Below are 22948 nucleotides of genomic sequence, written 5' to 3' on the forward strand. Positions count from 1 at the left end.
TGGGTTATTAAGGAGCAACCATATTGAAACATTAAACAAACTACTACAATTTACAAATCGCACTAGTCATTACAAATAGAAAGCTTTTTGTTGAAGCATTATAACTTTCCAAGCGATATTCCAAACCGCCTTGTAATTTTAAGCTTTGGCTTACCTGCCAGCCTATTTGAGTGGTAAATCTTTGATCTAAAAGCGGTGTGGTTTTTTTGCTAAGGCTTAATAAAGCTTCGGTACTACCAATAAAATAAGCCTCGCCTATGTCCAGTTTTTCACCATTTAAAGGAAAATCTACTGCAAAACGGTAACGTTGTCTAAAAGCGGTGAAATTATCAAAAATACGTTGCTCTAACCTAAATCGGTGACCATAACGAACACCCAGTCGCTGTTTAATATAATTGAATTGTTGCATAAACCGCAATTCATCACTACCCGTATCAAACCAATCGCGGTTTCGGTAATATACTCCAAAACTCAACTTATGTATAAAATTCAATTTAAAGGTTGAAAAATGGAAAACATCCACTTGCTGCTGGGTGTATTGCAAAGCATCTTTATGTAAAAAATAACGACTTCTAAAGGCAAAATTCATGCTGTAATCCTTAGAAACTTTGTGGTTTAATGCGAAGGATGATTCACCCAGAACATCAAAGTTATCCTGAGCTAATCCTGAAAAACAAATAAAAAAAAGAACAATAAAGGGGATGGTTTTAATATAATGCATGCTCATATGACGACGAGGTAACAAGCCTCGATTTTTCAAAATTTCCGTGTCTGTCAAAGGTAAGTTCTCGTAATTCGCGGCGTTTTTTAGTTTTTATTTCAGCTATTATTTCAAAATGGGTGTGTTTATTATTGGGTTTTCTTAAAATGAAATTAATAAATTGCTTATCGGTCCTTTTGGTAATATTAACAAATTGTTTTTGAATTTTAATCAAGCGTACTTTCTTAAAATGTTCGTCGTAATACTTCTCGATGTTCTCTAAAGTTGCCCTGGGAATATCTTTTTCTTTGATTACAATTTCAATATCTTCCAATTTACCTAAGCTGTCAAATTCTACACTGTAATGCTGCCTTTTGTATTTGAACTTCGCTTCAAAACTTTGCTTGTCACCATCCGTTTCTTTAAAGAATTTTAAATACTTCACTTTACCGGAAATATTGTTAAAGTGGCTTCGGGCCACTTCCGGAAATTCCGAAGGTTTAATACGTTCTTCCTTTTCATTTTTCGTTTGCGAAAAACTTAAAGTACAGCAAAGCATTATACAAACAATATACAAGGATTTCATAAATGAACTTATGTTATCAATTATTAACCAAATGTAATTAAAAAAAGGTTATTTGTCAGTGTTAATCCTGTACCCGTTGGCTATCTTTATAAAAATTTTTCTTCCATGATCACACTAAAAAAACCATTATTAATTGTTGTTGCCTTTTTGTTCGGTCTTTTTGTTGTCCACGGGCAGGATTTGGGAACCTATGAATATTCTAAGAAGCTAAAACCCAAAGACCGCATTTGTTTTGCATTGTACACGGTACATGAGCATACGGTAAAAATGACAGCCCAGTTCTATCCCATTCAGGATTTTGAACCTTTTGAAGCCAGTTTACAGCTAAAGAAAGAGGGGCAATGGGAAACGGTGGCGCATTCCAGGATACAGTATCCCGGTTATACGGCACATTTTAGATTAGAGAACTGGGACGATACCAAAGAGGTGGAATATCGTGTTAACTTTATGGATAAAGGGTTTTACAATGGTATTATCAGGAAAAACCCTGTGGATAACGATGAATTCGTCATGGTGACATTCTCCTGTAATTCCATTTACTCAAGACATGATGGTAACATTCCGAAAACCGATATCATTGAAAACCTAAAAAAGATCAAGCCGGACTTGTTATATTTTGCAGGTGATCAGGTCTATGATCATAGTTTTCATTTGATTCACTGGTTACAGTTAGGCAGGGATTTTGGAGAAATAATACGTAATACACCAACTATTACGGTACCCGATGATCACGATATAGGCCAGGGCAATCTTTGGGGAGCCGGTGGTAAGGAAGCACCTTCACGTCATGGGAATATGGGAGGCTACTACATGCCTGTTGAATATATCAAGGAGGTGGAGCGCGCGCAAACCAGTCATTTACCGGATCCGTATGATCCAACCCCTGTAGAAAGGGGTATTGGGGTGTATTATACTGATTTAAAATGGGGCGGTATGAGTTTTGCTATTTTAGAAGACAGAAAATTTAAAAGCGGGCCAAAGCCTATAACAGATAAAGTTAGAAAAGCACATAAGGGCTTTAATGATTTGGATCCAAAGCTATTTGATGTTCCCGGTGCTACTATGCTAGGCGACAGGCAATTAAAATTTTTGGAAGATTGGACTACCGATTGGGAAAATGCTGAAATGAAATCGGTATTATCTCAGACTATTTTCTGTAAATCGGCTAATTATGGTAACAAAGGAAAAAACGAAATAAGATTTGATTTCGATTCTAACGGATGGCCGCAAACGGGACGTAATAAGGCTTTAAAAGTAATTCGTAAAAGCTTTTCAACCATGGTGGCCGGTGACCAGCATTTAGGTTCTGTTATTCGTCATGGTATCGATGATTGGAATGATGCCGGTTATTCCTTTGCGGTTCCTGCAGTGGCCAACTTTTGGGTGCGCTGGTGGGATCCTAAAGTACCGGGAAAGAACCGTAAAAAAGGAGCACCTTATTATACCGGCGAGTTTTTAGATGGTTTTAATAATAAAATTACGGTTGAAGCCATAGCCAATCCTAATTTTAAAGAAAATATGGAATCCGGGGATAGGTTGAATACCCGTGCTGCCGGTTATGGGATTATCAGGTATGACAAACCCAAACGTGAAATTACTTTTGAATGCTGGGGTAGAAATGTGGATATGAGTGATCCAAACAGTAAACAATATCCCGGGTGGCCGGTAACCGTGTCACAAGAAGATAATTATAGTATTTTAAACGGGTTTGAATTACCAAAACTTCAGATTTCTAAAGAAGATCAAGTGGTTACTGTGGTTGAAAAAACGTCAGGAGAAGTAATTTCTTCCCAAAGAATAAAAGGGAGTTTGTATCAGCCCAAAGTGCATCAGGAAGGGGCTTACAAGATTAAAATTGGTGAAGGGGATAGCCAGCAAACCATAGAAGTCCAGGCAAAAAAGAAGAACAGGGCCACTAAGAATATAAGCTTGTAAAGTTTATACCTGGTTATACCTAAAACAACTGGTAATATGGTCATTTACCATACCTGTAGCCTGCATATGAGCATAAACAACAGTAGTACCTACAAATTTAAATCCGCGTTTTTTTAAGTCTTTGCTGATAGTATCGCTTAATGGTGTGTTTGCCGGAATCTCGCTTAAACTTTTAAAGTTATTTTTAATGGGTTTGCCGTCAACAAAGTCCCAAATATACTTGCTGAAACTGCCAAATTCTTTTTGAACATCCATAAAAGCCCGGGCATTGCTAACGGTTGCTTTTACCTTTAATTTATTTCGAATAATACCGGCATCCTGAAGCAAAGCATCAATTTTACCCTGTTTGTAATGGGCAATTTTTTTATAGTCGAAATTGTCAAAAGCCCTTCTGAAATTTTCACGTTTACGCAATACGGTAATCCAACTTAAACCGGCCTGAAACGTTTCTAGAATTAAAAATTCAAATAATTTATCATCATCATAAACAGGCACGCCCCATTCTTCATCATGATATTTTTCATAGAGTTCATCGCCTTCGCACCAGCTACATCTGTGTTTATTGGCCATAATAATGTAAGTTTTATTGGTTGCTCATGACAAATGTCATCTTATAAAGAATAGCAAGATACTAAATTTGTATCGTCACAAAAAGTATTTGTCATGAACACTATTATAAAATCAAGTATAGAAAAGAGTATGTCTTATGAGGCTTACCGTGCGTTAATGATGCAACTAGCCAACGAGGGACGAACCACTGGAGATGAAAAAAGTGTTGCTAGAATTGACTTCACCAAGTTGAATGACCGGCGTATGAAACGTTGGGATAAAACTTTAAAAATAAGTGAAAAATCTAAAAAACAGCTTTTGGATTTTAGCACCAATGTAACCTGGTTGGTTATTACGGAAAGCTGGTGTGGTGATGCGGCTCATATAATACCTGTATTGAATAAGATCGCTGAATTGAACCCCAAGATAAGCATGCGACTGATTATAAGAGATGAAAACCCGGAATTGATGGATTTGTTTTTAACCGATGGAAATCGAGCAGTTCCTAAGTTAATAATGATAGATGATGAAACAGGGGTGGTTTTGGATACTTATGGGCCCAGGCCGAGTGAAGCCACAGGCTATGTGAACAGGTTTAAGGCTGCAAACGGTGCTTTAACGCCACAATTTAAAGAAGATTTACAACATTGGTATAATAACGATAGGGGCTTAACGGCAGTTGAGGATGTAACCGAAATGTTACGCAAATTCCAACCTAGTTTTTACCAATAAAGTTAAAAGTAATGGACCCGATTTGGGTTGGTTTTGAAGTATCTGTACTGAAAACAGATTCTTTGGCGTATTCTAAGGCGTGTTCAACCAAACATTCATTATCAGAGTTTGAAGAGGTATTGACATAGGCGTCAACTACATTTCCTTTGGCATCTACGGTAATATTCACCACTATTTTACCACCGGTTTCACAAAGGTAAACAGGTATGGGAATATGAACTTTAGACCTGTCTTTTAAAGAAAAACCAATGGTGCTGTTAACGTTATTGGCCTCTTCCTGTTGCTTTTTTAAAACATCGTTGGCTTTGTTGAACTGCGAAAAGGCTTCGTCGTTTAGTTTATCATTATGAGTATTCTTATACTTTTCCTTATAGTTGTTCAAGGTTTCGTCACTGTTGAAGTCATTGTGTTCAGGTACGTAATCTTCAGGAGGGGCAATGGGCTTATAAGCCTGGGCAAATTGGTTCGCTCTTTGGGTTTGATTAAAAGCACTGTTGGTTTCTGCTTTGCTGCTGTTAAGCTTTTCTAAAGCTTCCAGAACTTTGATTTCTTCTTCGGTTAATTCTTCTTCAGCTTCAATTTCATAATAACTTTCAGCAATACCTTTTTGCTGCCTTTTTAGGCTCAAACTAAATACGGAAAGCACCACCGTTCCTGCAACAAGAAGGGTTAAGAGTAGGGCTTTATGTTGATCTGAGAGCTGCATTTTTAACAAAATGTTTACCCAATATACGTAAAAATATGTGTTTTAGCCTTTTAAACCGGCTATGAACCCTTTAATGGAAACCCCATTTTCAATATTAAAATCACCAATTTTGGTGCGTCTTAAAGCGGATAAATGTGCGCCGGAATTTAAAGCTTTTCCAAAATCATCAGCCAGAGAACGGATATAAGTGCCTTTACCGCAAACGACTCTAAAGTCAATATTAAGACCATTGATTTTAGTGATTTCAAATTCCGAAATGTGGATGATCCTTGGTTTTATTTCTACGGCTTTTCCTGCTCTGGCAAATTCATACAAGCGCTTGCCATCTTTTTTTATAGCTGAAAATAACGGGGGATATTGTTCAATATCACCAATAAATTTTTTGGTGGTTTCATGAATTAGATCTTCTGTAATGTGGCTCGTAGGATGTTGTTGGTCTATTTCAGTTTCCAGGTCGAATGAAGGCGTAGTGCTTCCTAAAACAAAGGTTCCGGTGTATTCTTTTATTTGTGCCTGATACGTATTGATTTCTTTGGTTTTTTTACCGGTACAGATCACCAGCAACCCGGTTGCCAAAGGATCTAAAGTGCCGGCGTGACCAACCTTTATTTTTTTAATGTTGAAAGCACGCCTGATCTCCCAACGTAGCTTATTAACCGCTTGGAAGGAGGTCCAGTGAAGCGGCTTATCTATCAATATTATTTGTCCGGAAAGGAAATCTTCAGCAGTCATATTTTAGTTTAAAAATGAAACTGCAATGGCAATAAGTCCAACGATTACACAATAAATAGCAAAATAAGATAGCTTACTCTTCTTTACCAAGGCAATCATCCAGGTACATGCGAATAAACCGGCAATAAATGCAGCAATAAACCCAATGGATAAAGTAGTGAAATTTTGGCTTTCCGTTGAAATATCACCACTCATGATATCCTTGGCTATCTTCCCAAAGATCAGTGGTACCACCATTAAGAATGAAAAGCGAGCGGCTTTGGTTTTATCGTTGCCTAATAATACCGATGTGGAAATCGTGGCTCCCGAACGCGAAATTCCGGGTAACATGGCAATAGCTTGTGAAACACCTATTACAAAGGCATTACTAAAGCTTACCTTTTTGTCGGTGTTTTTGGCTTTGTCTGCCAGATAAAGTAATAAGGCAGTTATTATAAGCATAAAGCCTACTAGTTTTATATTGCCACCAAACAATTCAGCAAATTGGGATTCATATGTGAACCCGATTACGACAGCCGGTATCATGGAAACAGCAATTTTTGCAACAAATTGTAGATCCTCATTCCACTTGAATTTCAAGCAACCTTTGATGATATCTAAAACATCTTTTCTAAATACAACAATGGTGCTTAAAGCCGTGGCAAAGTGAAGTACTACGGTAAACAATAAGCTTTCTTCCGGAATGGAATTATCACCCAGAATGGCTTTTCCTAATTCTAAATGGCCACTGGAAGAAACCGGTAAAAACTCGGTCAGCCCCTGAATAATACCTAAAATAGTTGCGTCTATAATATCCATGGCGCAAAAATATTAAAATAGGAATACTAAAAGAGGAATTGCAGATGAAATTATGTTTAAGAAGCTTTAAACGTGGAATCCCTGATTATAAGATGGCCCTTGATCTCAATGGTTTTATTGCCAATAGAGTCAGGATTTTCAATTTCTTCAATGAGGTATTTGACCGCAGTAGAACCAATGCGTTCTCCGGGTTGATCAATGGTAGTGAGCATGGGTTCTATAATGGTAGAATTTTTAGAATTACTAAAGCCTACCACAGCTATTTCTTCCGGGATATTTATATTGAATTTCTTCAGGGTCTGTATAACACCTATGGCGGCACTATCGGTAATAGCAAAAATTGCATCCGGCTTGTTTTTAATACTTAACAGTAAGTTAGCCATACGTCTCCCCTGTCTTAGTGATATATCATCTACACTTATGATTATTTTTTCATCTATTGGGATATTATGTTCCTTCAGAGCACGTAAATAACCGGAATAACGACGTTCTGAATTATAAGAATATTCGTTTTCCTTTATAATGGCTATGCGCTTTTTGCCAATATTAATTAAGTGTTCAATGGCATTATAGGCCGATTCTTCTTCATTAATTACAACTTGCGAGCAAGGGATTTTGTTTGAGGCCTTATCGAATAATATTAGTGGAACATTATCAATAACTTTAAGGATATCATCAACTTCTCTGGTTACTTTTGAAATGGACATTAAAATACCATCTACATTGAATTGTAACATGGTATTAAGCATTTCGGTTTGTTTAATAGCATCATTATTCGACTCAGAAATAATAACCCTGTATCCCTTTAAAGAGGCTTCTTCTAAGATGCCTTTTAAAATAGTAGAAGTAAAGTAATGCGTAATATTGGGAACAAGAACCCCGATAATGTTGGTTTTTTGCTGCCTGAAACCTTTGGCAAATATATTGGGGACATAATTCAGTTTTGCAGCTAACTTTTGGACTTTTTCTTTAGTAGCTTCACTAATATCAGGATGGTCATTTAAAGCTCTGGAGATGGTAGAGACCGATAAATTTAATTCTTGGGCTAACTTCTTTAAAGAGGTGGTTTCTTTTTTCATTACCAAATAATATTAAAAAATGCAAACGTTCCCGCAAACGTTTGCGTACAAATATGGCAATATTTTGTGAATTTTAATAGAAAGTTATTATTTAATTAGCGTCAAAATTAACTAATTATCAAAAAAATGAAAAAAGCTATTTTAACTTTATTATGCATTTTTAGTGTTTCTGCAATGGTTGCGCAAACTGATATTTCAGGAACAGTAAAAGATGGAAGTGGCGTGCCGGTGACCGGAGCAAATATTTTGATACTAAACAGTTCTTCCGGAGCAACAACAGATTTTGACGGAAATTTTAGTTTTAGTACCAGTCTTACGGGAACTCAAAAATTACAAGTGTCATATATTGGTTATGAAACTTATACGCAAGACATTGAACTAAATGGAACGGCTATTACCCTACAAATCGTTTTAAAGGAAGGAGGTACCAGTTTGGATGAGGTGGTTTTAACGGCATCCGCAACCTTCAGATCACAAAAAGAAACACCTATGTCTATTAGCTCCTTAAAGCAGAAAGAAATAACCAAACTTTCTGTAAACTCTCAGGCGGATGTTTTAAGAAGTATTCCGGGTATTACTGCCGAAGGTGGTGGTGGTGAAACGGCCTCTAACATATTTGTAAGAGGGTTGCCTTCCGGTGGACAATATGTTTTTAATCCTTTACAATATGACGGTATGCCTCTAATGAGCACCTTTGGTTTAAACTCTTCGGCTCATGATGTGTATGCAAGACCGGACATCGGTTTTAAAGGTGTGGAGTTTGTTAGAGGAGGTGCCGCCGTGTTATACGGGGCCGGTTCCGTGGCAGGTATTATTAATTATACCAGTAAAACAGGAGATTCTAATGATGAAAACATAATCAACATTGAGTGGGCAGATGAAGGTAGGTTAAAGACAGACTTCTACACCGGTGGAAAATTAGGAGGCGAGGAATCCAATACCTATTATGCGTTCACCGGTTTTGTTAGAAAAGATGATGGCCCTATTGATACGGGATTACCTACCAAAGGGGTTCAGTTCCGAGCCAATATCAAACAGAAGTTTGAAAATGGATCCTTTACAATTCACGGACAGTTTATCAATGATAAGGCACAATTCTTCTTACCGCTTCCTTTAGATGGTGCTACCAGAACCAGGCTTCCCGGTAATGATGGGAAGGCTGTCTCTCAGTTACTTTCGGGTGAATTGGCGCGGACTTCGTTCCTGACAGCCGGTGGCGTTTATGAAAGTCCTATTGAAGATGGTGTTCACACCCAGGGAGGTTATATAATGGGTGATTTTAAATACAATTTTTCGGATGATTTAAAATTTAAGTCCAAAATAAGATATGCAAATTATAAGCATAATTTCGCCCTGTACATTGGCGGTAATGGAGACAACAACAACCCGATTACATTAAACGAATATGTAAATAATATTGCTCCCGGAAATCTTGGCTTTTCTGCCTCTTATCAGGGAACAAGCGATCAAATAAGTGGTTCTGACCTGGTTTTGGATAATTTGCATATTGACCGTTTAAGACCAATGACAGACTACTCAGGGGAGGCCTCTTTAACTAAGACGCTTAATGTAGAGAATGGTACTCACAATATTACAGGAGGTTTCTTTTTAGCGCGTACTGAGGCCGAAGATGTAAACTACCAGTACAGAGTTTTATCAGAATTTAACAATAACCCTAAATTGGTAAACTTAAGCTATACAGATGCCGGTGGAAACAATGTAGTCTTTTCAGATGGTGGATTGTATAACAGAATTGGGATGACTTCTAACAGATTTTTATCACAAAGTAGAACGGCTTTTTACTTAACAGATGAGATGGTTTTTGATAAATGGCGATTTGATGTTGGGTTTAGAATTGAAAACACTAAAGGAACTTTTAATAACGGAAATATAGTAGAGTCCCAGGTATATGATAATCCGGAGCTGACTCCGGAGCTGGCCAATGTGAATTTTGCAGACGGCAGCTTTACGCGTGCGGATGTTGATGCTACAGACTGGGCGGTTTCTTTAGCCGGTTTGTACAAATTAAGTACAGCGGTTAATTTATATGCCAACTTCTCTAAAGGGTTCTTTTTCCCTCAGATCAGAGGGTTCGCTCCCATTGCTACAGGTGTAACCGGAAGTAAATATGATTCGGAAAGAATTATTCAGTTTGAGGCCGGTGCAAAAGTTGGAACAGAGAAATTGAAAGGCTCATTGGCTGCTTACTATGTTGGTCTAAGTGACAGAATTAAAATTGATCAAGGGTTTAGTAATGGAACCTTAGTGGATTTATTCAGATCAGACCAAAGTACGAGCACCTTAGGTTTAGAAGCAACGTACGATTGGAGGTTTGCTGAAAACTTTAATTTAAGAGGGTCTACTACGTATCAGGCCCATGAAATAACAAAGAACGAAAGAACAGATTTGGTTGCAAATACAACAACAACGGTAGATGAGGGTAACGAATTAGCCAGACAACCAAATTTCTTGGGGACCTTAGGCGTGTATTTTGACAATGGTAAATGGGATGCCTTATTCTCACTTAATCATACAGGTAGCAAATTCGCAGCAGATAATAATAATGTAGAGCTGGATGCCATCACTATAGGCCGTCTGGGAGCCGGATATGAATTCCCTATGGGAGCCAATGACAGTGGTGATACATTAAGACTTGGATTCTCTATTTTCAATTTATTTGACGATGAAGGCGTGACCGAGGGAGATCCCAGAAACATTAATCAACAAGGTGATGCGGAGTTTTTCTTCGGAAGACCCATATTGCCCAGACGTTTTTTCCTAACAGCCACATTTAATTTTTAAGATTGTTTTCGTTTGTTCAGAAGTAGTTAGGTTTAGTTGACTCACCACTTTTTGGCTTAGGTTTTGGGTGGTGAGTTTTTTTAAAGAGCTGTTTATAATGATTAATGGCATCTCTCAATCTAAAGGCTTGTTGAATCTGGCAAGCCTTTATTTAAATAAAAACTGATTAGTAGAAATAATGAAAAATGCATCACTATACAATAAAGCGAAGGAGGTTCTTCAAAACAACTGGAGAGCAGGATTTAGCATTCCATGTGCTAAATTGTACCCGTTCCAGTGGTTTTGGGATTCCGGTTTAATAGCTATTGGGTTTGCACATTTTGATATGCAAAAAGCCGAACAGGAAATAAAAACATTGCTTGATGCCCAATGGGGTAATGGGTTTATTCCTCATATTATCTTTCATACGGAAAGTGATACCTACTTCCCGGGTCCGGATTTTCATCGTTCCGATTTACATCCGCAGTCTTCAAAAAAATATAGGTCTACCGGAATGACACAACCACCGGTTACAGGATTTGTATTGGAAGAAATTTATAGAATCAGCAAGGATAAGGAGGCTACTTTAAAGTTTATTGAAGATCTTATAGATAAGGTATATTTCAATCATGACTATTTTTATCGGCATAGAGACCCTGAAAATGAAGGCTTGGTATATATATATCACAATTGGGAGTCAGGGACTGATAATTCTCCTATTTGGGACGATATCTGGGATACTATGAACCCGCCGGAATATACATTCGAGCGTAGAGATACTACGCATGTTGATGCTTCGGAAAGGCCATCAAAGCGGGAGTATGACCATTATCTTTACATCATAGACATTGCAAAAGAGCATAATTACAGTGATGAGAAAATAGCAGAACTTTCTCCTTTTTTGATTCAGGATCCGTTGTTTAATGCCATGCTGATAAAGTCCAATGAAAGTTTACTGACCTTGTATGAATTGATAGGAAACAATGAGGCGAAAATAAGTCAGCTAAAACAATGGCAGGAAAAAGCCATAAATGCTTTTAACAAAAAGCTGTATGATGAAGACTTGGGAGCTTACGTGCACTATGATTTAAGAAATAAAAGGCCCTTAAGGTTTTTATCGTCTTCTTCTTTTGCACCTTTATTTGCTAACATTCCCGGTAAAGAAAGGGCGGACAATATGATTAAAGTAATGATGAATAAGTTCGGGAAAGAAAGTCAATATTTATGTGCCTCTTTCGATCCGGATAGTGAACGCTTCAACCCCAAAAAATATTGGCGAGGCCCGGTTTGGATAAATTTAAATTGGATGCTTTTTGATGGGTTAAATCGATATGGTTATACTGATATTGCTGAACGCGTAAAAAGTGATTCCATAGAGATTATTGATAAAAACGGGTTCTACGAGTATTTCGATTCCAGAAAAGAAGTCCACAAGGCCGGAAATGCAGGTTATGGTGGCAACAATTTTTCCTGGAGTGCAGCCTTGTTAATTGATTTGTTGGAAAAGAATTGATGAAGTGTTAAAGTTTGATTTTGATACAGATTATGTTTTAGAAGATAACCGCGTAAGATTAAGTCCGCTGAAGTTAGAACACATAGAGCCGTTATTGTCTATAGCTAACGAAACAGATTTATGGACCTATATACTGGAAAAAGGTAACGGATTGGAAAACTTAACCAGGTATGTACTTTCTGCAATTGAGAATCGTAGGTTTAAAAAGGAATACCCATTTGTGGTTTTTGATAAAACTAAGAATGAATATGCAGGCATGACCCGATTATATGAGTATTCAAAAGATCTTAAAACCATCAAACTTGGGCATACCTGGTATGGTGAAAATTTTAGGGGAACCGGATTAAATAAGCATTGTAAGTATCTCTTATTTGAATTTATATTTGAAAAACTGCAATTAGAGCGTATAGGGTTCGGGGCTCATATAGAAAATAAAGTAAGTATTGCGGCAATGACAAGTGTTGGCTGTAAAAAAGAAGGTGTTTTAAGAAATTTTATACCTTCATTAGACGGAAAAGGAAGGGCCGATATTGTGTTGATGAGTATCCTTAAGCATGAATGGAAGCACAGCGCAAAAAGGATGTTGGAACAAAAGTTAAAAACTAAAAGTAAAGCATTATGAATTACATAGATTATATCATCATAGTAGTGTACTTATTGGCTTTTTTAGGCATTGGTTACTTCTTTAAAGAGAATAATGATTCCAAAGACTATTTTTTAGGCGGACAATCCATGGGTTGGTTTCCGTTGAGTTTATCAACTATGGCAACCCAATTGTCGGCTATAAGTTTTATTTCGGCACCGGCGTTTGTAGGGTTAAAAGAAGGCGGCGGTCTGCAATGGTTAACATACGAGTTCGGTGTGCCTCTGGCCATGGCATTTCTGCTCATTGCAATCATTCCAACCTTATACAATTCAGGTATAGTAAGTGTTTATGAATACCTTGAAAAACGCTTTGATGCGTCTTCGCGCCTATTAATAAGTTTTGTGTTTCAAATAAGCCGTTCCGTAGCTACCGGTGTTATGGTATACACCATGGCACTAATACTTCAGGCTACGGTTGGAATTGATTTTTGGATATCCATTTTGATCATCGGGGTCATTACTATGATATATTCCTTTCAGGGAGGCATGAAAGCAGTCATCTGGGGTGATGTAATCCAGATGCTTATACTATTCTTCGGCATTATCATTTGTTTGGTATACGGACTTAGTGAATTAGGGGGACTGGACAACTTTTTAACCCATGTAGATAAAGACCGGCTTACGGCAGTTGATTTCTCAAAATGGGGATTCAATAATGGAGACAAACAGGACGAATTTGGTTTTTGGCCTATGGTCATTGGTGGATTTTTCCTGTATGCTTCCTATTACGGAACAGACCAAACGCAGTCTCAGCGCCTGTTATCGGCTAAAGGCATGCCCACCATTAAAAAATTACTTTTAGCCAATGGCTTATTACGTTTCCCTATCACACTAACGTATTGTATCATGGGACTGGTGTTAGGAACTTTGTTATTACAGGATTTTGGATTCCAGGAGCTCATGGATAGTGTGTATCAAAGTAATATTGGTAGCCTGGAAGGTAAAAAAGCCGATCTTATGGTGCCGGTTTTTATTATTAAATATTTACCTAATGGGATTATAGGGATTCTTATTGTTGCTATTATGTCGGCAGCTATGTCATCCCTCAGTTCTACGGTTAATTCATTATCGGCAGTATCTTTAGAAGATTTTATTAAACGTTTTAAGCCTGATATGACTGATAAACAATATGTAATGAATTCAAGATTATTATCAGTATTTTGGGGTCTGGTATGCCTGTTCTTTGCATTTTTTGCCGGCAGTATAGAAGGTACTGTTATCGAAGTGATCAACAAGATCAGTTCTGTGTTTTACGGACCGATTTTAGCGGCCTTTATTTTAGCCATTCTTACCAAAAAAACACATGCTTTGGGTGCCAATATTGGTATTGTAGCAGGCGTGTTGTTCAATATGTACTTATGGCTATATGTTCCCGAGGTATTTTGGTTCTGGTGGAATGCCATAGGTTGCCTGGTAACAGTCATTGTAGCTTATACTATAAGTTTGGTTATTAAAAAAGAGGTTCGGGAAGGGCTTGAGGTTGTTTTTTATAAGGCCGGAAAACGCGAAGTTGCAATACTTTTAGGTTTCTTTGTAGTTATTACACTTGTTGCCATCTCTATGGCTAAACTATTAGGTTAAATAATAATACTTTGAAGATAATACTGGCACCGGATAAATTTAAAAATTCTCTAACGGGATCAGCGTTTTGTAATGCCGTAGAAGAAGGTGTTCTTGCAGTAATACCGGATGCGGAAATTATTAAGCTACCGCTTGCCGATGGTGGCGACGGAACCATTGAGGTGATTGACTATTATCTAAAAGGCCAGGTTTTAGATGTTGAGGTAAACAACCCTTTTTTTCAACCTGTTAATGCCTCTTATTTATATTCTGAAGAAACCGGGACCGCTTTTGTAGAAATGGCTGAAGCCTCCGGTGTAAAACTTCTGGAGCCGGAAGCCTTTGATTGTAAAAATGCCACTACTTTGGGTACCGGAGACATGATAGCAGATGCCATTGAAAAAGGTGCTAAGAAAATTATTTTGGGGATTGGAGGTAGTGCCACAAACGATTGTGGTATAGGTATGGCCACGGCTCTGGGATATCGATTTTTAGATAAGGACGGTCAGGAGTTGCTTCCCATTGGAGCCAATTTATCAAAAATAGCCTCTGTGGATGTTTCAAAAATACATCCAAAATTAAATGATGTAAGTTTTAGCGTAGCATGTGATGTTACAAACCCGTTGTTCGGAAAAAATGGAGCCGCTTATGTGTATGCCGCTCAAAAAGGGGCTTCTGCTGAAGACATCGATATGCTGGACAAAGGCCTGGAATCGTTTTCTAAGATCATTAAGGCTGTTTTTAATGTAGATGCACAACAGGTAAGAGGAGCCGGAGCGGCTGGAGGTATGGGAATAGGCTCTAAAGTGTTTCTTAATGGCGATTTAAAACCCGGAATTGAATTGATTAAAAGTTTGGCTCGGTTTGATGAACTGATACAAGGTGCTGATTGGATCATCACCGGGGAAGGTAAACTGGATTCCCAAACCATGTCAGGTAAAACCATTCAGGGGGTGCTGTCATCAGCCAAAGCAAACCAAATAAAAGTCGCTGCTTTTTGTGGTGCTATAGCACTTTCCAAAAAAGAAACAGTAAATATGGGAATTGATTATGCCGATTCGGTTATCGGTAAAGCAATTTCTTTAGAAGATGCCATGCAAAACGGATACGTTTATGTAAGACAGATAGCTAAGGATTTTGCCGAGAGTTTTCTGTATTAATATTTTTTAACCATTCAGATAGCCCGTTTATTTCATCATGCGCATAACTGTTCAGGGTTAACCTGCACAACCAGTACACGGTACTTTGCATCTGTTCATTTTTATAATGTCTTTTCTCTAATTGTGTTAGTAGCAATATACCGTCGAGTAAGGATTCTTGCATATAGGCTAGTTCGTTTAAGCTACAGATAGGTAGTTTTATATAGTTCTGTTTCGTTTTGGGGTCTGTGTGCAGCGTATGCCCATACTTTGCTTTAAATTCTTGTGGGCTCATTTTTGTTGTTTTCATTCCAGGGCTAGTTTTCTGATGGTTTCATTAGTTGTTAAATCACAAAAATTATTGTTTGATTGGTTCGTTTTTGTCATGGTATTTTGAATTGGGTTATTCAAATATATGAAGATTTTTTTAAAATCGGACGATAGTCCGAAATAATCGTTTAGCAAAATTTTTCTTTGTTAAATGGTTGATATAGATAAGAAAATATGTAATTATATAGCTAATGAATGGGTTTCTAAAGCGAAAACTAAAAGTAGCTTTGCAATCGACCACAATATTGACGAAAAGACAGTTCGCAAGATTGTGAAAGAAAAAGAAGGCTATCGTATACCGGTAAAAACACTGTATAAGATCTGCGAAGCTCGTGAAATAAAAATTTCCGAGTTTTTCAAAATGATTGGAGAGTAATGTCTCTATCTCACCATGCGAAGTTTTACTTATTCAAGTGGTTTTCATTATAGAAATCGATGGGAGGTCAAAGTGAAAAGGACTGTCATTCCTGCCTTTCGACTGTCGCTCAAGATAGACTACGGCAGGAATCCAAAACTATTTCTTGTCAGGATTCAACAAAATAGCATAGATCTGAATCCCAAAACCAATAAGGACTAAAGCAGGCGCTAATCGGATACGTCTCCAGCTAAAAATAGCCTCATTAAAAACATTAGGATCGTCACTACCGCCTCCGGACATTAAAATAAAGCCAAGGGCAATACAAGCCAAACCTATAAACATCCATTTGTAGTTTTTCTTGCCAAATACAAAGATTGGCTTCGCATTTTCTTTTCGTTTCTTCTCTCCCATGGTTAATTAAATTCGGTAAAAATAATAGCATCATCAACAGATAATTGGGTAATATGTTCTGAAATTACCAAACCACCCAATACCTTAGCCAGATGCAAATTAACGGATTTATTTAAAACTTTTGCGTTAAGAGAATCTAAATTTAGTCCGCGTTCCAATCCTCGGTTTATGTAATAGTGGTCTCCATGACTATCGCTAAACACAATGTCAAATGATGTTCCCTCCTTAATATTAATAATGGTTTCAGTTTGAATGACACAATCTTCCGGTTTGGGGTCTTTTATGATACAAGACACACCTATTAAAGCAATACCCAAGAGAAGTATAAATTTTTTCATTGCTTTTATATTAATAATACAACTCATCGGTCCTTAAATTCAAAAAACGTTGGGTGGCAAAATGTGTGCTTATCCAGGTAATTACAATCCCCAAAGCAAAAACCACAACAAATAACAATACAACAAGTACCGCATTACTCATTAATTCCAGTTCCGGGAATGTTCTGTTCAGATAATAAAAAACAATGGCCATCCCTATTAGCGCTAACGTAGCACCAATAATGCCCAGGCGAATACTTTTCCAGACAAACGGACGCCTGATAAACTGCTTGGTAGCGCCAACCATTTGCATGGTCTTAATAGTGAAACGCTTGGAATATACGGAAAGCCGCAACGAACTGTTTATAAGTAAAACAGCAATAACTGTAAATAAGGCGCTGATAACCAATACCCAAAAACTGATCTTTTTGACATTATCATTCATAAGGTTCACCAGGTCATTATCATAACTTACTTCATCCACAAACTTTTTGTTCAGGGCCTCGGCAGAAACTGTTTCCAAATGTTCCGAGGTGACATAATCCGCTTTTAAATGTACATCGATAGAGTTCTGCAACGGATTGTATCCCACAAAATCCATAAAATCTTCACCGGTTTCCACCTTCATGAATTCAGCCGCTTGTTCTTTCGAGACGTATTCGGTAGATTTTACATAATCGCTCATGGTTAAGCTTTTTTCAAGCTGTTTGATTTCTATGTCTTTGGCATTTTCCTTTAAATAAATGGTGACCACCACCTGCTCTTTAAAATGATCCGATACTTTTTTGGCATTTAAGAGAATGATACCCAGTAATCCTAATAAAAACAACACCAAGGCAATACTTAAAACCACTGAAAAATAGGAAGAAATGAGTCGGCGTTTTTGCTGTTTTTCGTAATATGAAGTCATAAATAGCGATTAATGTTGTAAAAATAGTAAAGTATATGACATGTCTATTTATATAAACTAAAACATATCAACATTGTTGCTTTCAGGGTTCAGGTTTTTAACCGGTTTTTGGTTGTCTGCTGATGAGATATACCCCAATAATGACCAAAAAGCAACTGATAATTTTTACCGGATCAATGTCTTTGTTGTAAATCTCATTGTGAAACACATAAGATAAAATAAGAACAATAATAAAACTTACAGCTGGTTGCACATAGGAATAACTTCCCGCCACGGCCGGAGATACTTGCCGCAATCCGTAAATATTAAATAAGAATGTTAAAAATGTCGTGCATACAATAATATAGGCAATGGCTAAACTGGTACTCGTATCAAAGGCTCCGTAATTTGTATTGTAAATAACATCTTTTAAACCAATGGGGACTAAAAAGATAAGCCCAAATAGAAAAACCCAGCTTATAATAGTAATAAAATGATAGGTGCGCATTAATGGTTTTACTAGCACCTGATATAACGAGTAAAACAAGACATTAATAAAAATGAACAGGTTTCCTAAAAAAGAGCTGTTATCATCTGCTACCTGTCCGTACCAGATTAAGCTTATGGCACCTAAAGCACCAATGCTTAGGCCTAGTAGTTTGGCGCCGGTAACTTTTTCTTTCAAAAAGAAAATACTCAATATAAAAACAACTGTAGGCGCTGAGGTCATGATGATTGAAGTGTCTACTGGCGATGTTAAATTAAGTCCGTGAAAAAAAGACAGTTGATTCATAGAAGCACCAAACAATCCGCATAATGCCAGTTTAAACAGGTCTTTTCCGGCTACCCGTTCCCTTATAAAGTACTTGATCCCCCAAAATAGTAACCCGGCACCAATAACGCGAAATACAACCAATGCATTTGGATTGATTTTTTCAGGCATGATCCCTTTAGCAATAAAGTGATTTGCTGCATAAATAACATGACTCGCAAAAAGTGCCAGGTGTGCTTTTATAATATTGCTTTGCAATGCCTTACTTTTTAAATTGAAGGATTTCAAAAACCAAATTTAGGTCTATTATTTTACAAATGTTTAGTCAGGCCATTTTTTAAGGATTAGGCACACTTATTTCTATTTAAAGCTTAAATTTGCACCTTGAAAAAGACTGATGATGAAATACAATTTCAACCAGATAGAAGCCAAATGGCAAAAATATTGGGCCGATAACCAAACGTTTAAAGCCGAAAATAATTCAGAGAAGCCTAAGTATTATGTGTTAGACATGTTTCCTTATCCCAGCGGAGCCGGCCTGCATGTTGGGCATCCTTTAGGGTATATTGCCTCTGATATTTATGCACGTTACAAACGTCATAAAGGCTTTAACGTACTGCATCCGCAAGGGTATGATAGTTTTGGTTTGCCGGCAGAACAATATGCCATACAAACCGGACAGCATCCGGCAATCACTACCAAGGAGAATATTGCCACCTATCGTCGTCAGTTGGACCAGATTGGATTTTCATTTGATTGGTCGCGTGAGGTTCGTACATCAGATCCTAAATATTATAAATGGACCCAATGGATCTTTATCCAACTGTTTGAATCCTGGTTCAATTACGATACTAACAAAGCTGAGGATATAACCGAATTAATAAAACTATTTGAGGCCGAAGGGAATACTAATGTAAATGCGGCTTGCGACGATGAAGTTGAGAATTTCACTGCTGAAGACTGGAACGCATTTTCATCAGAAAAACAACAGGAAGTTTTATTACAATACAGATTGACCTATTTGGCGGAGACCGAAGTAAACTGGTGTCCGGCTTTAGGAACGGTATTGGCCAATGATGAAATTGTAAATGGGGTTTCCGAACGTGGCGGACATCCCGTAATTAGAAAGAAAATGACCCAATGGAGTATGCGTATTTCAGCTTATGCGGAACGTTTACTTCAGGGATTAGATACTATTGATTGGACCGATTCACTTAAGGAAAGCCAGCGTAACTGGATAGGGAAATCGGTTGGAGCCTCTGTGGCTTTTAATGTATTGCCAAATGTCACCCTGAGCGCAGTCGAAGGGTCTCACACTATTGAAGTCTTTACGACGCGTCCGGATACCATATTCGGAGTAAGTTTTATGACCTTGGCCCCGGAGCACGATCTTGTTTCAAAAATCACAACACCGGAGCAAAAAGCGGAGGTGGATGCTTATATAGAAGCCACAGCCAAACGTAGTGAACGAGATAGAATGTCTGATGTAAAAACCATTTCAGGGGCGTTTACAGGAGCTTATGCAGAACACCCGTTTACTAAAGAACCGATCCCCATCTGGATTGGCGATTATGTATTGGCAAGCTACGGAACGGGTGCGGTGATGTCGGTGCCATGCGGAGACCAGCGTGATTATGATTTTGCAAAACATTTTGATATTCCGATCCCCAATATTTTTGAAGGCATTGATATATCGGAAGAAGCTTTTGCTGATAAAGACAACACCATTATTGCCAATAGTGATTTCATTAATGGCATGAACTATAAAAAAGCTACCAAACGGGTTATTTACGAATTGGAGCAAATAGGTCAGGGCGAAGGCAAGACCAATTACCGTTTACGAGATGCGGTGTTTAGTCGCCAACGCTATTGGGGCGAACCCTTCCCGGTGTATTATGTGAACGGGTTGCCACAAATGATCGATACGGAACATTTGCCTGTTGAACTACCCGAAGTTGAAAAATATTTACCGACCGAAACCGGAGAACCACCATTAGGGAATGCTACCGTTTGGGCCTGGGATACTGAAAGTAATACAGTGGTTGAAAACGATAAGATCGATAATAACACGGTCTTTCCATTGGAGCTGAATACTATGCCCGGCTGGGCCGGAAGTTCGCAGTATTTTAACCGCTATATGGACCCGAATAATGACGAAGCCATCTTTTCAAAAGAAGCGATCGATTACTGGCAACAGGTAGATCTGTATATCGGTGGCTCCGAGCACGCTACGGGACACTTATTGTATTCGCGTTTCTGGCAAAAATTCATGTTTGATAAAGGCTATGTAAACCATGATGAGTATGCTAAAAAGCTGATTAACCAGGGGATGATTTTAGGGACGAGTGCTTTTGTTTATAGAGCTGGGGGTAATATTATTGAACTGAAAAAGGGAAACAAGGCTAGAAGTTTTGTTAAGGAAATTAAGTTTGATAAGTCGATATTCATTCCCTTATATTATAATGAGGAAGAAGATTCTAACTTCAAAGATAATTTGAAAAAGTATATGTCTTCTGAAGATTTAGAAATGCTAAATAGCAATCCAAAGTATAGTTGGATAGTTTACAATAATGAAATTCATGCAGATGTCTCACTTGTAAATTCTTCTGATGAATTGGATGTTGAAGGCTTCAAAAACTGGAGAGAAGAATATAAGGACGCTGTTTTTCTTGATGAAAATGGTGAGGTTATTAAAGATAATGATGTTTATAAAGTAAGAAGAGACGTCGAAAAAATGTCCAAATCCAAATACAATGTGGTGAACCCGGATGACATTGTTAGAGACTATGGAGCCGACAGTTTACGTCTATACGAAATGTTCCTTGGGCCTTTAGAACAATACAAACCCTGGAATACAGCCGGTATTACTGGTGTGTATTCATTCCTTAAGAAATTATGGAAGTTGTATTATTCCTCCCTTGAGGGAGGCCAGGAGGGTGTCCTGAAAGTTACCGATGCCGAACCAACAAAGGATAATCTAAAAACGCTTCATAAAACCATTAAAAAGGTAGAGGAAGACATTGAGAATTTCTCATTCAATACCTCGGTATCTACCTTTATGATCGCGGTTAATGAGCTAACCGCTCAAAAGTGTCGCAGTAAAGCCATTTTGGAACCTTTATTGATTTTAATATCGCCATATGCACCACATATTGCGGAAGAACTTTGGGAAGCCTTAGGAAATACTGAGTCTATTGCAACGGCTCCCTTCCCGGAATTTGATGAAAGTCATTTGGTAGAAAGCACTAAAGTATATCCTATTTCCTTTAACGGGAAAATGCGTTTTACCATGGAACTGCCTTTAGATATGAGTAAAGACGATATTGAAGCAACCGTTTTAGAGTTTGATAAAACTAAAGACCAGCTTCAGGGGCGCACGCCTAAAAAGGTGATTGTGGTGCCCGGGAAGATCGTAAATATAGTAGGTTAATGGCAGTATTAAACATAGTTGGAAATGGCTTTGATAGGTCACATGACTTAAAAACTTCTTACGGTGATTTCATAAGATATTTAGTTAAAGAATCAATTAACTTTAATCAGGATATTCGAGACAATTTGTTTGATGTTGGAAAAGTTCCACAGGAAGACAAAGACTATGAAACGATAAAGACTAAACTTCGGGACCTAGTTAATTTCAAGCAAATATCATTTAAGAACGATTTTCTCAGAAATTTAATGGATAGGTTTTTTGAAGCAAATTGGGTTGATATTGAAGAGTACTATTTCATCTTATTAAAAAATATTAAAAACGGGAGTTGGAGTCAACTTGAAAAATTACAACGTGAGTTTATACAAGTAAAAGAGTATTTGGAGAAATATTTATTTGATTTATCAAATAATAGTGAAGACGAAATCATTGACAAATATCTGGAGCAGTTTGTAGATGTCAAACATAAGGATAACTTGTTTTTAAATTTCAATTATACGAATACATTAGGTAAATATTTGCCAAAATTGAAGTCAAAAATTCCTGATTTTAATTTTAAAATGATTCATATACATGGTGAGCTATTTAAGACTGATAATCCAATAGTTTTTGGTTATGGGGATGAAAATGACGATTATTTTAGGATTAGAGACTATGACAATGATTTCACTCTTTTTCATAAAACACACATATACCCCTTAAAATCTCACAAAAGAAATTTGTTGGCTTTTTTAAATAATCATTCTAATATTGAATTAAATGTTTTTGGTCATTCATGTGGAATCTCAGATAGGGTTTTGTTAAGACAAATATTTGAACACAATAATGTAAGAAGAATTAAGATTTTTTATCATTTAAATAGCGGCGAAAATAATTTTCAAGATATTTCATCTAATATTTTCAAGACCCTAAATAACAATTCAATTATTGACTCGAAACTAGTTCCAATGCCAGAATGTGAGCCAATGGCGCAGGCAATAAAAGCTTAA

At 37.4% G+C, this 22948-nt stretch carries 22 protein-coding genes; 10 read left to right on the forward strand and 12 right to left on the reverse strand.

Annotated elements, in window-relative coordinates; translation table 11 throughout:
- Positions 1-43 precede the first annotated feature (43 nt).
- Together Q0983_RS12150 and Q0983_RS12155 are read right to left on the reverse strand one after the other, a co-directional pair.
- Positions 44-727 carry a DUF2490 domain-containing protein gene (locus Q0983_RS12150; RefSeq protein WP_299553465.1) on the reverse strand — a complete coding sequence of 228 codons (684 nt, stop codon included), beginning with the start codon at positions 725-727 and terminating at the stop codon, positions 44-46.
- The gene (locus Q0983_RS12155) at positions 708-1286 is read right to left on the reverse strand and encodes a hypothetical protein (RefSeq protein WP_299553468.1); all 579 of its coding nucleotides are present in this window, start codon (positions 1284-1286) and stop codon (positions 708-710) included. Before Q0983_RS12155 ends, Q0983_RS12150 begins: the two co-directional genes overlap by 20 nt.
- Before the next feature lie 105 nt (positions 1287-1391).
- On the opposite strand from Q0983_RS12155, the gene Q0983_RS12160 reads away from it, so the two are divergent.
- Positions 1392-3221 (forward strand): alkaline phosphatase D family protein, encoded by a 1830-nt coding sequence (locus Q0983_RS12160; protein ID WP_299553471.1) that lies wholly within the window; start codon positions 1392-1394, stop codon positions 3219-3221.
- Positions 3222-3224: 3 nt separating this feature from the next.
- On the opposite strand, the gene Q0983_RS12165 is transcribed toward Q0983_RS12160, so the two are convergent.
- On the reverse strand, positions 3225-3791 hold the full coding sequence (locus tag Q0983_RS12165; RefSeq protein ID WP_299553473.1) for a DNA-3-methyladenine glycosylase I: 567 nt from the start codon (positions 3789-3791) through the stop codon (positions 3225-3227).
- A gap of 93 nt (positions 3792-3884) precedes the next feature.
- On the opposite strand from Q0983_RS12165, the gene Q0983_RS12170 reads away from it, so the two are divergent.
- Positions 3885-4502, forward strand: a complete 618-nt coding sequence (locus Q0983_RS12170) for a thioredoxin family protein (RefSeq protein WP_299553476.1) — start codon at positions 3885-3887, stop codon at positions 4500-4502.
- Here the strand turns inward: Q0983_RS12170 and Q0983_RS12175 are convergent.
- From Q0983_RS12175 to Q0983_RS12190, 4 genes are read right to left on the reverse strand one after another with little or no spacing between them, the layout of a single operon-like run.
- A complete protein-coding gene (locus tag Q0983_RS12175; protein ID WP_299553479.1) occupies positions 4486-5208 on the reverse strand; it encodes a hypothetical protein in 723 nt (240 codons plus the stop codon). The genes Q0983_RS12170 and Q0983_RS12175 overlap by 17 nt on opposite strands.
- 42 nt (positions 5209-5250) lie before the next feature.
- Positions 5251-5940 (reverse strand): tRNA pseudouridine(55) synthase TruB, encoded by a 690-nt coding sequence (gene truB, locus Q0983_RS12180; RefSeq protein ID WP_299553481.1) that lies wholly within the window; start codon positions 5938-5940, stop codon positions 5251-5253.
- A gap of 3 nt (positions 5941-5943) precedes the next feature.
- Complete coding sequence (locus Q0983_RS12185) at positions 5944-6738, reverse strand: undecaprenyl-diphosphate phosphatase (protein WP_299553484.1); 795 nt, start codon at positions 6736-6738, stop codon at positions 5944-5946.
- 56 nt (positions 6739-6794) lie between these two features.
- Positions 6795-7817 (reverse strand): LacI family DNA-binding transcriptional regulator, encoded by a 1023-nt coding sequence (locus Q0983_RS12190; protein ID WP_299553487.1) that lies wholly within the window; start codon positions 7815-7817, stop codon positions 6795-6797.
- A 126-nt stretch (positions 7818-7943) separates the two neighbouring features.
- Between Q0983_RS12190 and Q0983_RS12195 the strand changes: the two genes are divergently transcribed.
- From Q0983_RS12195 to Q0983_RS12215, 5 genes are all read left to right on the forward strand, one after another.
- A complete protein-coding gene (locus Q0983_RS12195; protein WP_299553490.1) occupies positions 7944-10619 on the forward strand; it encodes a carboxypeptidase-like regulatory domain-containing protein in 2676 nt (891 codons plus the stop codon).
- A gap of 178 nt (positions 10620-10797) precedes the next feature.
- Positions 10798-12111 (forward strand): trehalase family glycosidase, encoded by a 1314-nt coding sequence (locus tag Q0983_RS12200; protein ID WP_299553493.1) that lies wholly within the window; start codon positions 10798-10800, stop codon positions 12109-12111.
- A gap of 4 nt (positions 12112-12115) precedes the next feature.
- Positions 12116-12733 carry a GNAT family protein gene (locus Q0983_RS12205; protein WP_299553496.1) on the forward strand — a complete coding sequence of 206 codons (618 nt, stop codon included), beginning with the start codon at positions 12116-12118 and terminating at the stop codon, positions 12731-12733.
- Entirely contained in the window at positions 12730-14337 is a 1608-nt protein-coding gene (locus tag Q0983_RS12210; RefSeq protein ID WP_299553499.1) for a sodium:solute symporter, read from the forward strand. Before Q0983_RS12205 ends, Q0983_RS12210 begins: the two co-directional genes overlap by 4 nt.
- Before the next feature lie 11 nt (positions 14338-14348).
- Positions 14349-15476 carry a glycerate kinase gene (locus tag Q0983_RS12215; protein WP_299553501.1) on the forward strand — a complete coding sequence of 376 codons (1128 nt, stop codon included), beginning with the start codon at positions 14349-14351 and terminating at the stop codon, positions 15474-15476.
- Here the strand turns inward: Q0983_RS12215 and Q0983_RS12220 are convergent.
- Positions 15445-15750, reverse strand: coding sequence for a hypothetical protein (locus tag Q0983_RS12220; RefSeq protein ID WP_299553503.1), 306 nt, complete (start codon positions 15748-15750; stop codon positions 15445-15447). The genes Q0983_RS12215 and Q0983_RS12220 overlap by 32 nt on opposite strands.
- Before the next feature lie 186 nt (positions 15751-15936).
- Between Q0983_RS12220 and Q0983_RS12225 the strand changes: the two genes are divergently transcribed.
- Positions 15937-16161, forward strand: a complete 225-nt coding sequence (locus tag Q0983_RS12225; protein WP_299553505.1) for a helix-turn-helix domain-containing protein — start codon at positions 15937-15939, stop codon at positions 16159-16161.
- Between the two features lie 138 nt (positions 16162-16299).
- Here the strand turns inward: Q0983_RS12225 and Q0983_RS12230 are convergent, their stop codons facing one another.
- The 4 genes from Q0983_RS12230 to Q0983_RS12245 form a co-directional block, all read right to left on the reverse strand.
- A complete protein-coding gene (locus Q0983_RS12230) occupies positions 16300-16554 on the reverse strand; it encodes a DUF3098 domain-containing protein (protein ID WP_299553508.1) in 255 nt (84 codons plus the stop codon).
- Between the two features lie 2 nt (positions 16555-16556).
- Positions 16557-16892: a hypothetical protein gene (locus Q0983_RS12235; protein WP_299553511.1), complete on the reverse strand. Its 336-nt coding sequence runs from the start codon at positions 16890-16892 to the stop codon at positions 16557-16559.
- Between the two features lie 10 nt (positions 16893-16902).
- Positions 16903-17781: a permease-like cell division protein FtsX gene (locus Q0983_RS12240; protein ID WP_299553514.1), complete on the reverse strand. Its 879-nt coding sequence runs from the start codon at positions 17779-17781 to the stop codon at positions 16903-16905.
- Between the two features lie 97 nt (positions 17782-17878).
- The gene (locus Q0983_RS12245; RefSeq protein ID WP_299553517.1) at positions 17879-18790 is read right to left on the reverse strand and encodes a DMT family transporter; all 912 of its coding nucleotides are present in this window, start codon (positions 18788-18790) and stop codon (positions 17879-17881) included.
- Between the two features lie 142 nt (positions 18791-18932).
- Here Q0983_RS12245 and Q0983_RS12250 point away from each other — a divergent pair, with 142 nt between their 5' ends.
- Both Q0983_RS12250 and Q0983_RS12255 read left to right on the forward strand, forming a co-directional pair.
- On the forward strand, positions 18933-21962 hold the full coding sequence (locus Q0983_RS12250; RefSeq protein ID WP_299553785.1) for a class I tRNA ligase family protein: 3030 nt from the start codon (positions 18933-18935) through the stop codon (positions 21960-21962).
- A complete protein-coding gene (locus tag Q0983_RS12255; RefSeq protein WP_299553520.1) occupies positions 21962-22948 on the forward strand; it encodes an AbiH family protein in 987 nt (328 codons plus the stop codon). The genes Q0983_RS12250 and Q0983_RS12255 overlap by 1 nt, the downstream gene beginning before the upstream one ends.

The sequence above is a fragment of the Seonamhaeicola sp. genome, assembly GCF_028281565.1.
Lineage (GTDB): Bacteria > Bacteroidota > Bacteroidia > Flavobacteriales > Flavobacteriaceae > Seonamhaeicola.